Source organism: Fundidesulfovibrio putealis DSM 16056 (genome assembly GCF_000429325.1).
Taxonomy (GTDB): Bacteria; Desulfobacterota; Desulfovibrionia; order Desulfovibrionales; family Desulfovibrionaceae; genus Fundidesulfovibrio; species Fundidesulfovibrio putealis.
Genome location: NZ_AUBQ01000004.1, coordinates 429,328 through 443,367, shown reverse-complemented (window position 1 = coordinate 443,367; position 14,040 = coordinate 429,328). Strand labels below are relative to the sequence as shown.

Genomic DNA, 14,040 nt, shown 5'->3' with positions numbered 1-14,040 from the left:
CTCATGTTCGGCATTGGTTCCACTGAGCTCGTCATCATCCTGATCGTGGCCCTGGTCCTCATCGGACCGTCCAAGCTGCCCGATCTGATGAAGTCCGTCGGCAAGGGGCTTTCCGAGTTCCGGCGCATGAGCACGGACGTGAAGTCCACGCTCGAGCGCGAGATCGAGAAGGCCGACGAGGCCAAGCGCATCGAGGAGACCAAGAAGGAACTCTTCGGCGACGACGCCAAGCCTGCCGAGGCAGTGGCCGATGCCACCAAACCGGATGCGGCATCGCCTGCGTCCGACGTTGCATCCAATGCTTCGTCTGAAGTTGCGACCGACACGAAGGCTGCCGCCACGGCCACGGCTTCGTCCGACGCAGCAGGTTCCGGGCAGGTCGCCACCGCGACGACCGCGACCGCTGAAGCCGCCGCAAAGCCCGTTGCCGAAGCCAAGCCTGCCGCGTCAGCCACGGACAAGAGTCATGCGTAGAGCCCAGATCACACGCACCACCAAGGAGACCTCCATCGAACTGGAGCTCGACCTGGACGGCAGCGGGCAAGCCGAGGTGTCCACCGGCGTGGGGTTCGCGGACCATATGCTGACGCTTCTGGCCTTCTGGTCAGGATTCGACCTGAAGCTCTTCTGCAAGGGAGACCTGCATGTCGACGCCCACCACACCCTGGAGGACGTGGGGCTGTGCCTGGGGCAGGCCCTCTCCGAAGCCCTGGGTGACAAGTCCGGCATCAACCGCGTCGGATTCGCCCGCTTCCCTCTGGACGAAGCATTGTCCGAGGCTGTGGTGGACCTCTCCGGCCGCGCCTATCTCGTGTATGAGGACGACCTGCTGCCCGCCCAAATCGCCGGTGAGGAAAAAGACGTCTGGCGCGAGTTCTTCAAGTCCGTTGCCTTCAAGGGCCAGATGAACCTGCATGTACGCATGCTGTACGGCAAAAACGGGCATCACCTGCTGGAATCCGCGTTCAAGGCCCTTGGCGTTTCGCTGCGCCAAGCCGTGGCGCGGGACAGGGCCGGGGTGCCGAGCACCAAAGGGAGCCTAGGCTGATGCGTATCAACCGCGCTATTCTCGTTCTGCTGGCTGTGTCGGTCCTCTTCGCCTCCGGGTGCCAACGCCGTCCGCCCCAGGTGGATTCCAAAATGAACCCCCAGTTCACTGTGGGCGTGGCCCCCTTCACCGTGGCCCAGGAACCCTGGGAACTGCTGGCCGGGTACCTGCCCGACAGGGCCGTCGCCCCCAAGGCCGATTCCCTGGGCGATCTGGACGCCGCCCTCACCAGGGCCATGAAGATCACTCCGGAGCGCAACATCATTGTCGGCTCCAAGGTCAAGACCTGCATGGACTCGGCCCGCCGCTCCCCCGACGCCAACCGTCTGGCGACCCTCAAGTACTGGCAGGAAGTCGGCAAGTGTCTGGACGCCCAGTACCTGCTGGTGCCCATCGTCACCCACTGGAAGGAACGAGAGGGCTCTGCCGCCGGTTCCACCAGCCCTGCCTGGGTCATCATGGATCTGTATCTGGTGAACGTGAAGACCGGCGGACTGGTCAACCACTCCCACTACGACTACCAGCAGAAGGCTCTTACGGATAACATCCTGGAGGCCGACAAGTTCTTCAAGCGCCGGGGCCAGTGGGTCACCGCCGCCGATCTGGCCAGCGAAGGCATCGCCCAGGCTCTCAAGGAGTTCGGTCTGTGATTCTGTACCCGGCCATCGACTTGAAAGACGGCAAGTGCGTGCGTCTCAAACAAGGTCTGGCTGATCAGGTTACGGTTTTCGATCCGGACCCGGTGGCCGCTGCCGGGCATTGGCTCGATCTTGGGGCCAAGGCGCTGCACGTGGTGGACCTGGACGGAGCCTTTGACGGCGAGCCCAGGAACCGTGGGCTGGTGGCCGCCATCTGCAAGCGCGCCGGGGACATTCCGGTGCAGCTTGGCGGCGGCATCCGAGATCTGGCCACGGCCAAGGCCTATGTGGACGCGGGCGTGTCCCGTCTGCTCATCGGCACCATGGCCCTGGCCGACCCCGACCTCTACGGCGAGCTGTGCGCCGCGCTGCCCGGAAAGATCTGCGTTTCTCTGGACGCCGACCACGGCAAGCTCAAGACCAAAGGCTGGGTGGAGGATTCCGGGTTGACCGTGGATGACGTGCTCCCCCGCCTGGAAGCACAGGGCACGGCCTTCATGGTGTATACGGATATCAGCCGCGATGGCATGCAGACCGGGGTGAACATCCCGGCCATGGAAGCGCTCCTGGCCAAGACCACAATGCAGGTGATCGCCGCAGGCGGCGTGGCCACCCTGGACGATCTGAAGGCGCTCGCTCCCCTGGCTTCCAAGGGGTTGAATGGCGTCATCAGCGGTCGGGCCATCTACACAGGCACGCTGGATTTCACCGAGGCCATGCGCTGGCTGGGCCAGAACGCCGCATAGTTTTCATTTTTTCGATGTGAGACAATCAAGGCTGCCTTTCGGGGCAGCCTTTTTGTTAGTTATGACGCTGCCGAATGCCTCCGGCGGCCAGAGAGGAAACTGTTTGAAAAAAGATTCCTCTCTGGACTCTCCTTCAAAAACATTCAAGTAGCTTCGCGTCGAGGGCGGGAAAGTTGAAATATCCCCGTTGAGGAAAGTTGCTCTTGTATTGGGGAACGTTCTCATTTCTTTTCATCAAGAGGGAGCTTCTGTTGGACAGCAGGCGCGTAGCCTTTGCGCTTTCGTCGGTTTTGTGTAGGATTCACTCGCTGATAACTACTTCCCTGCGAGGTTCGCATGAGCAGAAAAACCATCGAAGTCAAAGGCATGAGCTGCAACCACTGCGTGCAGTCCGTCACCGAGGCGCTTTCGAAGATCGACGGTCTGGCCAACGTGAAGGTCGACCTCACCTTCGGCACCGCCACCTACGAAGAGACCAAGCCCGTATCCGACGAAGTGGTGAAAGCCGCCATCACCAACATAGGCTTCACCCCCGGGGCGTTCCGTTAGACTGGATTCTTTATCTTTTTTTGGGCAGCTTGCCGCCGCCAGATGCGCGGCGGCAAGCTACTTCCCGTACATGCAGGGGGTGCGCAGGCAAGCATCAGGAAACGATTCGTTTTTGTTCCTGGAGCCGCTCCAACCCGTCCGGCGAGGAAGACCTATCCGCCTGGGAAGTCTTTTTCCCCCTGTCTCTTCATAAAATTCTCGTTTTCGTTCCCCTGATAGCAGCGACTGTACAGATCGTTTCTCCTCCATGTTGCGGGGGAAGAACTGCCGTGTGTCGGCTGGATCGCGTACGACGCTCGGTTGGTCAGTCATAGGAAGCCCAAAAGGAAGCGGGGGGAGATTTCTCTCCCCCCGCGCGGTTGGGCTAGCCGACAGGGTGGGCAGCGTGGTGAGGCTCGCGGCTCATGGGCGGGGTGTGGTGGGGCGATACCGCGAGGGGGTGACTGTCAGCCGGCCCGATGACCGTCCTTTTGGTGTTCCGAGGGGCGGGGCGGCCCCCCGGAAACATTCTGTCCTGCACCCGAAACGGACTTTCGTCCGTTCCGGGGCAGGGTGTTGTCGTTTCGTTGCTACTTGCCGGCGCGGCCGTCGTCGCAGGCCTCTCCGCCGCCGCTGGTGTGCTCGGCGGTGGCGGTCAGGGTGCAGCCTTCAGCTCCGGCTTCCGCAGGAGCGACAGCAACCTTGGCGGCTCCGGTAGCCGGATCGACGCCAGCCAGCAGGCACAGCTGGGTCCAGCGGCCGGTGACGTCGGCTTCCAGGATCTCGCGCAGCTTCTTGGCCTGCTCGGGCATCATCTTGTCCAGGGCGGCGAAGCGGTTCTCGCTCATGATGAACTCGAGAACGGTTCCGTCGGGAGCCTTGGAGTCGATCTGCAGGGGGTTCTTGCCCTCGTCGGCCAGCAGGGGGTTGTAGCGGAACAGGGGCCAGTAACCGGAGGCGGTGGCCAGCTTGGACTGTTCCTGGGTCTTGCCCATGCCGCGCTTGAGGCCCTGGTTGATGCAGGGGGCGTAGGCCAGGATGATGGAGGGGCCGGGGTACGCCTCGGCTTCCGCGAAGGCCTTCATCAGCTGCTGCTTGTTGTAGCCCATGGACACGGTGGCCACGTACACGTTGCCGTAGGTCATGGCGATGCGGGCCAGGTCCTTCTTGCGGGTACGCTTACCGGCAGCGGCGAACTTGGCGATGGCGCCGGTGGGGGTGGACTTGGAGGCCTGACCGCCGGTGTTGGAGTACACTTCGGTGTCCATGACCAGGATGTTGATGTCCTCGCCGGAAGCAATGACGTGGTCCAGACCGCCGAAACCGATGTCGTAGGCCCAGCCGTCGCCGCCGAAGCACCACACCGACTTCTTGACCAGCAGGTCGGTATCGACCTCGATGGCCTTGAAGGCAGCGGACTTGGAGGGCATGGCGGCCAGCAGGGTCTTGATCTGCTTGCCGAACAGGGCGGACTTCTCCGCATTGTCGGAATCACACAGCCAGCCTTCCAGAGCGGCCTTCATGTCGCCTTCGGCTTCGGCCGAGGCGGCCTTGACCTTGGACTTGAGCAGTTCGCGGCGCTGGGTGGTGGCGAAGCCCATGCCGAAGCCGAACTCGGCGCAATCCTCGAACAGGGAGTTGCCCCAAGCCGGGCCGTGGCCGTCCTTGTTGGCGCAATAGGGGGTGGTGGGAGCCGATGCGCCCCAGATGGAGGAGCAGCCGGTGGCGTTGGCGATGATCATGCGCTCGCCGAACATCTGGGTGAGCACGCGCACGTAGGGGGTCTCGCCGCAGCCGGAGCATGCGCCGGAGAACTCCATGAGGGGCTGGTAGAACTGGGAGCCCTTCACGGAATCACGCTTCATGAGGCCGTCCTTCCAGGACACGGTCTGGCAGAAGGTGTAGTTGGGGATCTGCACGGCGGTCTGCGTGTCGATGGGCTTCATCTCCAGGGCTTTCTTCTTGGAGGGGCAGATGTCGGCGCAGTTGCCGCAGCCAAGGCAGTCCTGGGTGTTGATCTGGATGCGGAAGTGCATGCCCTTGAGTTCCTTGCCCTGGGCGGGAAGGGTCTCGTAGGTGGCGGGAGCCTTGGCCTTCTCGGCATCGGTCAGCACGGTGGCCACGATGGCGGAGTGGGGGCAGACGAAGGCGCACTGGTTGCACTGGATGCAGTTGTCCTTGATCCACTCGGGCACGTTGATGGCCACGCCGCGCTTCTCGTACTGGGAAGTGCCGACGGGCATGATGCCTGCGGGGTCGAACAGGGACACGGGCAGGGCGTCACCCTGCTGGGCCAGGACCGGCTTGGCGATCTTGGCCACGTAGTCGGGCAGGGAGGCGGTGGAGGCAGGGGTGGACTTGGCGTCGGCCCAGGAAGCGGGGTACTTCACTTCTTCCAGGGCGGCCACGGCCTGATCCACGGCGTCGATGTTCATCTGGACGATCTTCTCGCCCTTCTTGCCGTAAGCCTTGTGGATGGACTTCTTCAGCAGTTCGACGGCCTTCTCGAAGGGCAGCACGCCAGCCAGCTTGAAGAACGCGGTCTGCATGATCATGTTGATGCGTCCGCCCAGGCCAACACCGGCGGCGATCTTCACGGCGTCGATGTTGAAGAACTTGAGCTTCTTCTTGGCGATGGCGGCTTTCACGCTGCCGGGCAGCTCCTTCTCCATGTCGGCCAGGGACCAGGAGGAGTTCAGCACGAAGGTGCCGCCGTCCTTGATGCCGTCCAGCACGTCGTACAGGGTGACGTAGTTGGCCTTGTGGCAGGCCACGTAGTCGGCGGCGTTGACCAGGTAGGTGGAGCGGATGGGCTCCTTGCCGAAGCGCAGGTGGGAGACGGTGATGCCGCCGGACTTCTTGGAGTCGTAGGAGAAGTAGCCCTGGGCGTACATGTCGGTGTTGTCACCGATGATCTTGATGGCTTCCTTGTTCGCGCCCACGGTGCCGTCAGCGCCCAGGCCCCAGAACTTGCACTGCACGGTGCCGGCGGGGGTGGTGTCGGCGAAGGCCGGGACGGCCAGGGAGAAGCCGGTCACGTCGTCTTCGATGCCCACGGTGAAGTGGTTCTTCTTGGCGCCGGTCATGTTGTCGTACACGGCCTTGACCATGGCGGGGGTGAACTCCTTGGAGCCCAGGCCGTAGCGGCCGCCCAGCAGGGTCACGCCGTTGCCCGCGTCGCGCAGGGTGGTGGCCACGTCCAGGTACAGGGGCTCGTACAGGGAGCCGGCTTCCTTGGTGCGGTCCAGCACGGTGACGGTCTTGGCGGTCTTGGGCAGGGCGGCCAGGAAGGACTCGGAGCACCAGGGACGGAACAGGCGCACGGTGACCAGGCCGATCTTCTGGCCCTTCATGGCGTCGATGACTTCCTTGATGGTCTCGCAGGAGGAGCCCATGGCCACGATGACCTGCTCGGCGTCAGGAGCGCCGTAGTAGTTGAACAGGCCGTAGGAGCGTCCGGTGGCCTCGGAGACCTTCTTCATGGCCTCTTTCACGATGCCGGGGACGGCCTGGTAGAACTTGTTGGAGGCTTCGCGGCCCTGGAAGTAGATGTCGGGGTTCTGGGCGGTGCCGCGGATCTGCGGATGCTCGGGGTTCATGGAGCGGGCGCGGAACTCGGCGACCTTGTCCATGTTCACCATCTTCTGGATCTCGGAGAAGTCGAGCACTTCGATCTTCTGGACCTCGTGGGAGGTGCGGAAGCCGTCGAAGAAGTGCAGGAAGGGCACGCTGGACTCGATGGCGGACAGGTGGGCCACCAGGGCCATGTCATGGGCTTCCTGGACGGAGCAGCCGGACAGCATGGCGAAGCCGGTCTGGCGGCAGGCCATGACGTCCTGGTGATCGCCGAAGATGGACAGCGCGTGGGCGGCCACGGCGCGGGCGGACACGTGGAAGACGCCGGGCAGCAACTCGCCGGCGATCTTGTACATGTTGGGGATCATCAGCAAGAGGCCCTGCGAGCAGGTGTAGGTGCTGGTGAGGGCGCCTGCGGCCAGGCAGCCGTGAACCGCGCCTGCGGCGCCGGCCTCGGACTGAAGCTCGCGCACGCTGACGTTCTGGCCGAAGATGTTCTTCATGCCCTGGGAGGACCACTCGTCGACCATTTCGCCCATGTTCGAGGAAGGAGTAATGGGGTAAATGGCGGCGCACTCGGAGAGGGCGTATGCCACCCAAGAAGTGGCGGTGTTGCCGTCCACGGTCTTGATCAGTTTCTGTGCCATGTTCCTTGTTTCCTTTTGGGGTATGTATGTGGGTTGGTTAGAGCCCAAGACCCTGCCTGATCGCAGCCATATCAACGTTGGCCGCAACCAGTTGGGATGCTTGTTGGAATTTGTCCTGATCTCGCAGTTTGTGCCGGGCCAGCAGCGCTTCCATGCGCCGGGCCACGGAGTACGTGTCCTCGCGCACCACCATGATGGGCACCTCGGCGTTCTCGGCGCGCGCCAGGATGATGTCGTTGGGGTAGAGGTTGCCGGTCAGGATCAGGCAGGCGCAGCGGCCCTCGATGGCCACCAGTTGCAAATCCGACCTGTCGCCGCCGAGGATGACGGCTGCCTTGGGGTACTTGCGGAAGTGCGTGAGGAAGTTCTCCACCTGCATGGTGCCGATGAGGAACGACTCCGCCACCACGTCGCCTCGGTGGGCGCTGGAGATGAGCTTGCCGCCCAGGCGTTCGGCCAGGACGTTCACGGACACCGAACCCAGCAGGCGGTCATGAGGCAGAACGCCCAGGACTTTCACGCCGCGACGGGCCAGGAACGGGGCCAGCACGTTGTTGACCTCTTCCTGGTAATGGCCGGGAACGTCGGAGAGCACGCAGCCGAGCATCTTCTCGCCCATCTGGTCCTTGATGGCCAGCAGGGCGTCGTAGTTCATCTCGTGGGTGCAGCGGTCCACGATGACCACCTGGACGTCCAGCGCCTTGGAGACTGTGACGCCGTCCAGGCAGGCGTACAGGCCCGAGTGCAGGAAGCTGCCGGAGCCGCCCACCAGGGTGACGTCCTTGCCCTTGGACACCTTCTTGTACGCGCTGATGATGTCGGCGGTGCGGTCCTGGCAGGGACCCTGGGCGAAGACCTTGTGCATGAAATCCTGGGTGACCAGCACTGGTGTGGCCACATTGGGGGCCAGCTTCTGCCCCAGCGCCTGGCTGATGGCGGCTGCGTCCAGATCGCCCCAATCGTTTCCGATCCTGGCCGCCTGCGCCCCCACGGGTTTGAAATAGCCTACGGAGAGGCCTTCCTTGCGCAGGTGCATGCCAAGTCCCAGGCAGAGGGTGTTCTTGCCGGAGAAGGGCGCGGTGGAACCGATGTACAGGCCGGGCATGAGTGCTGGTCTCCTTGCTAGCGTGGCAGAAGCATCAGGCGCGCGTCGGCCACGACGGCACGTTCATTGTTGACGAGCACCGGGCCGAGTTCGGCTTCGTAAATTTCCGGGAAGTCCATGGCCAGTTGCGAGAGCCGGATGACGATGTCCTCCAGGGTCTCGATGTTGGCGGCGGGTTCACCGCGCACGCCCTTGAGCAGCATGTAGGAGTCGATTCCCCGGATGAGCTGGCGGGCGTCGTGCATGGACACCGGGGCCAGCCGGTAGGAGATGTCGCCCAGCACGTCCATGTAGATGCCGCCCAGGCTGAAGCGCAGAAGCGGCCCGAAGTGGTCGTCGCGGCGAAATCCGATCACGACCTCCATCATGTTCTGGGGGGCCTGCTCCTGGATCATGCATCCGGTGACGTGGGCGTCGGGGCGAGTGATCTTCACGTGTCCGGTGATTTCAAGGAATGCCTGGCGCAGGGCGTCGGGAGTTTCTACTCCCACCACCACCGCTCCGGCGTCCGCCTTGTGGGAAATCTGTGGCGAGGCGACCTTGCATACCACAGGGTAGCCGATCTTGGCGGCTGCGGCCACGGCCTCGTCCGAAGTGCGGGCCAGGGCGGCCCTGGCGGCGGGAAGGTCGTAGGCCTTGAGGATCTCGTGGGCCAGGTCCTCGGGAATGTCGGTCATGCCCTGGGCACGGACGTCCTTTATCACCCGGCGCACCACGTCCTTGCGGCCTTCCACGCTGGCCATCACCGGAGAGGGACGGCTTTTGCGCACGCCGTAGCGGTACATGGCCTCCAGGCTGCGCACGGCCTGCTCCGGGAAGGAGTAGCAGGGGATGGACGCCTCGCGCAGAATGGCGATGCCCGGCTCCATGCGCGCCTTGCCCATGAAGCAGCACATGACTGGCTTGTGGGTGTCGGCAGCGACGTTCACCACGGCCTGGGCCAGCTTAACGGGGTCGGTGAAGGCCGTGGGCGCGATGAGCACCATCATGCTGTCCACCAGGGGGTCGTCCAACACCACGGAGGCCACGCGTTCCAGGCGCTCCCCGGTGGCGTCGGCCAGGATGTCCACGGGATTGTATATGCCGGCGGTGGTGGGGAGGTCGGCCTTCAGGGCTTCGACTGTCTGGGCCGAGAGCGGCGTCATGCTGAGGAGCGACTTCTCGGCGGCGTCTGCGGCCAGTACGGCAGGACCGCCCGCGTTGGTGACGATGGCCAGGCGCGGCCCCTGGGGCAGGGGCTGTGTGGAGAAGGCCTGGGCCAGGTCGAACATTTCGGACACGGTGTGGGCGCGAAGGATGCCGGTCTGGCGGAAGGCCGCCTCGTAGGCGTGCTCGGAGCCGACCATTGCCCCGGTGTGCGAGGACGCGGCCTTGGCTCCGGCGGCGGTGGTGCCGCCCTTGAGCATGATCACGGGCTTTTCGCGCGTGATCTTGCGGGCCATGCGCAGAAAGGCCTCGCCGTGCTCCACGTTCTCCACGTAGCCGAGCACCACCTTGGTGTCGGGGTCCTGGGCCAGGGCGTAGAGCATGTGGGTCTCGTCCACCACGGCCTTGTTGCCCAGGCTCACGAACTTGGAGAAGCCGATGGACTCGCCGATGGCCCAGTCCAGGATGGCGGAGCACAGGGCACCCGACTGGGAGAAGAAGGCGATGTTGCCCTTGCGGGGAAAGCCCGGGGCGAAAGATGCGTTGACGCCGTCAGCGGTGGAGAGCACCCCCAGGCAGTTGGGGCCGATGAGCGCGATGTCGTTGTCGCGGCAGATGCGGGCCACTTCGCCTTCGATCTTCCAGCCTTCCTTGCCGGACTCGCGGTACCCGGCGGAGACCACCACGGCCGCGCGCAGTCGATGGGCCAAAAGCGCCTTGAGCGACGGCACGACGGCATCGCGCGGAACGGCCAGCACGGCCAGGTCCAGGGGCGAGGGGAGTTCGGCTATGCTGTGCATCGCCTTAAGGCCGAGAATGGAGTCGGCATGAGGGTTTACGGGGTACAACTCGCCCCTGAAACCAGCCTCGATCATATTTTGAAGTATGGTATGTCCGATTTTGCCTGAAGTTCTGGACGCGCCGATAACGGCCACGGTTTTCGGGCTGAAAAGCGCGTCAAGGTGCATTCTGACTCCACGCTGGAAGCCGGGTTCGTGCCCGGAATTTCCGACTTGTTCTGCTTCGGGTAGCGGCACGGCATGATGTCCGTCCCGTGGCGAAGAACTGTCGCGGTTCTTTACAACTTTCGTTCCAACAGTGCTGTGTTAGTAATATCAGCACGTTGGAGCAGGGTGCCGTGTCCGGTTCACCGGATTGGCACATGTCGTCCGACTATTCGGACGCGGCATAAGGCTCAGACCGTCCGGTTGTCCAGACAGCGGCAGGCGGCAGGCATGCATGAATTCATTCTATGCCCCAGACTTATTCTTGAGTCAACGAATCAGATGAGGTGCAAAAAATCGGGGATGAATGGACAAGGAAGCCGGGACGAAAGGGAGGGTAAGGCTTTCCCGGCGTCAGGCAGTCTCAGTCTTCTCGAGGGTGAGGCCCGGCAGGGTGAGCAGCGTGCTCCGAGCCTTTTTCTTGCGGCGCTCGAATATTTCAGGCCTGGAGCCGAGCCGGAAGCGCCAGAGCACGCACGGTTCAAAGGGCTGCTTGCAGGCCGGGGAGGCGGCGCAGGCCCGCACCCTGTCGCGGTCGCCGCAGCAGCAGGCCAGGCACTGGCGGCGGATGGCCCGCACCGGGGGGCGCGTGGCCTTCGCAAGGTCGGGGGCCGGGGATTGGCGGAACTCATGCAGCGGGCAGGAGGCTTCGGCGCACTGCGCCACCAGAAGGTAAGAGCCCCCCATGCAGGCTACGCAGAACTTGCGTATGGCCTCCTGCGCGCCGAGTTTCCGGGGTGTTGGTGAGCTCACGTTATACCTGCCTGCTTATGCCTTTGGACGCCGTGTTGTGGGCGTCGTCCCTGTGTCGTCCTGTCCCCGGGGAAATGCAAGGGGTGTCTATTTCGTCGTTTTCAGCACGGTCAGCACTTCGTCTTCCGGCTTTTTTACATATATCTCAGGAAGTTCGTATGGTCGGTGGTCAATGTACATCCGCTCGGTGAAAACGCGCTTCTCATCGTAATCCAGCAACCGGACGCTTCCGTCCCGGCAGCGGCATTCCGCCTCGAAGCCGTCGCCTACCAGAGAAGGGATGATGCGTCCCTCCAGCACGTAGCAGGGCCTGTCGCCGAAGTTGAGCAACTGGGTGAAGGCTCGCGATTCCGGGCTGCCGGGCTCGAAGTCCCACTGCGTGCGCTGCTGGACGATATACTGGATCACATCCGGGACGTTGTCGTCCTGGTCACGGTTGAGTTCCGGGGTGGCGTTGTTTGGCCTGCTTTGCGCCCAGGGTGAACCCCAGGTCAGCAGCACCACCACGAGGGCGAGAAGAGGCCACGAAACATGGCGCATAAACACTCCGGCTTGCGTTTCGGTTTCCCATGCAACAATGTGAGGAGTCTGTCCAGAACGGAACAGTGCCGCAGACGACATAAGGCTTTTAAAAAAACTGTCGATACGGTTGATTGAGCGCGGCGTATGACATTTTCAACCGCAAGGGGTGGCTTATGCGATTGATGGTGCTCGCATGCATTCTGGCCATATCCACATCTTGCCTGGCCGCATCCGGCGGAACTGACCAGGAACGGAAGCTGGATGAGCAATATAGGCGGTGCGTGCAGGCTTGCAGGAAACCAAAGTTGCAGCCCGAAACCACCGAGCAGGCCTGGGTGAAGAACATCCAGGAAGAGTCGCAATACGACAACTGCGTCCATAACTGCGACCGCATGCAGTTGCGTGGATTCAGAAAATGAAGCTGAATTTCGAGGTGTTGCCATGCAATTGCAGATACGTATGCAACCTATTGCCGGAAGGCGTTCAGTATTGTTAAAGTGACAGACACGCATGCATACATACCCTTCCTCCCCATACTCCCTGAAGCGTCCAGGCGCCAGCAGTACACTGAACGACATCCTCACGCCGGGAGTTGTCGGCGTCCCAGCGAGCGCTCCCATGAAAAAAGCCCTGGAGTGCATGCGCCAAAACCGTATCAGTTCCATTCTGGCGATGAGGCGGGGTTGCCCGGTGGGAATCCTGACTGAGCGGGGCGTCATCGCCGCCGTGGGAACCTTGGGCCGGGACGTGTTCTCCAGAAACGTGAGCGAATTGATGTCCAGCCCGGTACTCACAGCCGGGCCGGACACGCCCATCCCCCAGGCGTTTACCATGCTCCTTGAGCAGGGCATCCGCCATCTGGTCGTGGTGGACGCCAAGGGCAAGGCGCTGGGCATGGTCACCCAGACCAACATGGTTCAGAATCTTGGCGTCGAATATTTCGTGGACGTCAAGCGGGTGCATCAGATCATGACCCGGTCCGTTGCTTCCCTGGACAGCGCCGAGAGCGTGCAGGCGGCTTTTGACCTGATGTTGAAGGGGCCTTACAGTTGCGTGGTTGCCACCGGGGAGGGGCTCCCGGCGGGCATCGTCACCGAGCGGGACATGGTGGTCTTCCTGGCCGATCAGATCGACCTTGCGGTCACGCCCATCTCCCAGGTCATGTCCAGCCCGGTGGTCACGGTCACGGGCATGCTGCCGGTGCATCATGCGGCCGAGATCATGCGTGACAAGACCATCCGTCGCTTGGTGGTGGTGGACGAGGCGGGGCACGCGGTGGGGCTCCTGACCCAGTCGGACATCGTCAAAGGCATGGAAGCCCGGTATGTGGAGATGCTCAAGGAGGTGATCCGGGAAAAGGACCAACTCCTGCGGGAGGCCGTGTACGAGGCAGCCCGCAAGTCCGACTATCTGAACACCATTCTGAATACGTCCATGGACATGGGCATCGCCGCCACCGAGGGCGACAGCATTGTGTTCATGAACCAGGCAGCTAAAAATATCCTCAAGGACGCGGGGCTCGGCCATTCCGAAGGGGCCTGGGACGACATATCGGAATTGCACAAGCGCATGGGCATCTCCGCCAGGCGAATGAAATCAGTTGCCGCCAAGGTCCGGCGCGGCAACCAGCATTCCTTTTCCGCCAGGCTCGATTCCAAGGGGCGCGAGCGCTTCCTGGACTGCTGCATCAACGGCATCATGGGAGACGACCGGAAATCGTCCGGATACGTGATCCTGCTGCGCGACGTCACCGAGCGACATCTGGCTGAAGAGACCATCAAGCACATGGCCTATCACGACGCCCTGACCGGCCTGCCCAACCGCTTCCTGGTGTCGGACCGGCTGGAGCAGGGCCTGGCCCAGGCCAGGCGTCGAGGGTGTCTGCTGGCAGTGATGCTTCTGGATCTGGACGGCTTCAAGATGGTCAACGACACCCTGGGGCACAACGTGGGCGACCTGCTGCTGCGTTCGGTGGCGGTGAAGCTGGATGGCTTGCTGCGTCGTTCGGACACCGTGGGCCGCATGGGGGGCGACGAGTTCCTGGTGATACTGCCAGAGGTGAAGACGCCCGAAGGGGTGGCGGCCGTTGCCTCCAAGATGCTCAAGGCGGTCAGGGAAATCAAGAGCGTGGGCGGATTCGCCATCCGCATGACCGTCAGCGCGGGCCTGTCCATGTATCCCTGGGACGGCGACGAGCCCGAGCCCCTCATCCAGCGCGCCGACGCGGCCCTGTATGCCGCCAAGGACGCGGGACGCGACACCTACCGTTTCGCCAGCGACAAAATGGAAGTGTAGGGCGCAGCGCTTTCGGAACCGGCACTTTATCT

At 63.0% G+C, this 14,040-nt stretch carries 11 protein-coding genes; 6 read left to right on the top strand and 5 right to left on the bottom strand.

Annotated elements, in window-relative coordinates; translation table 11 throughout:
* Positions 1-3: 3 nt before the first annotated feature.
* The 5 genes from tatB (at position 4) to G453_RS0105020 (ending at position 2,981) form a co-directional block, all read left to right on the top strand.
* A complete protein-coding gene (gene tatB / locus G453_RS27040; protein ID WP_084502105.1) occupies positions 4-474 on the top strand; it encodes a Sec-independent protein translocase protein TatB in 471 nt (156 codons plus the stop codon).
* Positions 467-1,048 (top strand): imidazoleglycerol-phosphate dehydratase HisB, encoded by a 582-nt coding sequence (gene hisB, locus G453_RS0105035; RefSeq protein ID WP_027190168.1) that lies wholly within the window; start codon positions 467-469, stop codon positions 1,046-1,048. The genes tatB and hisB overlap by 8 nt, the downstream gene beginning before the upstream one ends.
* On the top strand, positions 1,048-1,698 hold the full coding sequence (locus tag G453_RS0105030; protein WP_027190167.1) for a hypothetical protein: 651 nt from the start codon (positions 1,048-1,050) through the stop codon (positions 1,696-1,698). Before hisB ends, G453_RS0105030 begins: the two co-directional genes overlap by 1 nt.
* Positions 1,695-2,432 carry a 1-(5-phosphoribosyl)-5-[(5-phosphoribosylamino)methylideneamino]imidazole-4-carboxamide isomerase gene (hisA, locus tag G453_RS0105025; protein ID WP_027190166.1) on the top strand — a complete coding sequence of 246 codons (738 nt, stop codon included), beginning with the start codon at positions 1,695-1,697 and terminating at the stop codon, positions 2,430-2,432. The genes G453_RS0105030 and hisA overlap by 4 nt, the downstream gene beginning before the upstream one ends.
* 336 nt (positions 2,433-2,768) lie before the next feature.
* Positions 2,769-2,981, top strand: a complete 213-nt coding sequence (locus G453_RS0105020) for a heavy-metal-associated domain-containing protein (RefSeq protein ID WP_027190165.1) — start codon at positions 2,769-2,771, stop codon at positions 2,979-2,981.
* A 569-nt stretch (positions 2,982-3,550) separates the two neighbouring features.
* Here G453_RS0105020 and nifJ read toward each other — a convergent pair.
* From nifJ to G453_RS0104995, 5 genes are all read right to left on the bottom strand, one after another.
* Positions 3,551-7,183: a pyruvate:ferredoxin (flavodoxin) oxidoreductase gene (nifJ, locus tag G453_RS0105015; RefSeq protein ID WP_027190164.1), complete on the bottom strand. Its 3,633-nt coding sequence runs from the start codon at positions 7,181-7,183 to the stop codon at positions 3,551-3,553.
* Positions 7,184-7,220: 37 nt separating this feature from the next.
* Positions 7,221-8,288, bottom strand: a complete 1,068-nt coding sequence (locus tag G453_RS0105010; RefSeq protein WP_027190163.1) for a phosphotransacetylase family protein — start codon at positions 8,286-8,288, stop codon at positions 7,221-7,223.
* Positions 8,289-8,305: 17 nt separating this feature from the next.
* Complete coding sequence (locus G453_RS0105005; protein WP_027190162.1) at positions 8,306-10,402, bottom strand: acetate--CoA ligase family protein; 2,097 nt, start codon at positions 10,400-10,402, stop codon at positions 8,306-8,308.
* Between the two features lie 390 nt (positions 10,403-10,792).
* Entirely contained in the window at positions 10,793-11,191 is a 399-nt protein-coding gene (locus G453_RS22440) for a restriction endonuclease (protein ID WP_205620050.1), read from the bottom strand.
* 87 nt (positions 11,192-11,278) lie between these two features.
* A complete protein-coding gene (locus tag G453_RS0104995; protein WP_027190161.1) occupies positions 11,279-11,731 on the bottom strand; it encodes a hypothetical protein in 453 nt (150 codons plus the stop codon).
* Positions 11,732-12,223: 492 nt separating this feature from the next.
* Here G453_RS0104995 and G453_RS0104985 point away from each other — a divergent pair, with 492 nt between their 5' ends.
* Positions 12,224-14,008: a diguanylate cyclase domain-containing protein gene (locus G453_RS0104985; RefSeq protein ID WP_084502104.1), complete on the top strand. Its 1,785-nt coding sequence runs from the start codon at positions 12,224-12,226 to the stop codon at positions 14,006-14,008.
* Positions 14,009-14,040 lie beyond the last annotated feature (32 nt).

Excerpts from the sequence above, each read along its gene's own strand:
- tatB (WP_084502105.1), top strand. The coding sequence starts at position 4 with ATGTTCGGCATTGGTTCCACTGAGCTCGTCATCATCCTGATCGTGGCC.
- hisB (WP_027190168.1), top strand. The coding sequence starts at position 467 with ATGCGTAGAGCCCAGATCACACGCACCACCAAGGAGACCTCCATCGAA.
- G453_RS0105030 (WP_027190167.1), top strand. The coding sequence starts at position 1,048 with ATGCGTATCAACCGCGCTATTCTCGTTCTGCTGGCTGTGTCGGTCCTC.
- G453_RS0105020 (WP_027190165.1), top strand. The coding sequence starts at position 2,769 with ATGAGCAGAAAAACCATCGAAGTCAAAGGCATGAGCTGCAACCACTGC.
- nifJ (WP_027190164.1), bottom strand. The coding sequence starts at position 7,183 with ATGGCACAGAAACTGATCAAGACCGTGGACGGCAACACCGCCACTTCT.
- G453_RS0105010 (WP_027190163.1), bottom strand. The coding sequence starts at position 8,288 with ATGCCCGGCCTGTACATCGGTTCCACCGCGCCCTTCTCCGGCAAGAAC.
- G453_RS0105005 (WP_027190162.1), bottom strand. The coding sequence starts at position 10,402 with ATGCACCTTGACGCGCTTTTCAGCCCGAAAACCGTGGCCGTTATCGGC.
- G453_RS0104995 (WP_027190161.1), bottom strand. The coding sequence starts at position 11,731 with ATGCGCCATGTTTCGTGGCCTCTTCTCGCCCTCGTGGTGGTGCTGCTG.
- G453_RS0104985 (WP_084502104.1), top strand. The coding sequence starts at position 12,224 with ATGCATACATACCCTTCCTCCCCATACTCCCTGAAGCGTCCAGGCGCC.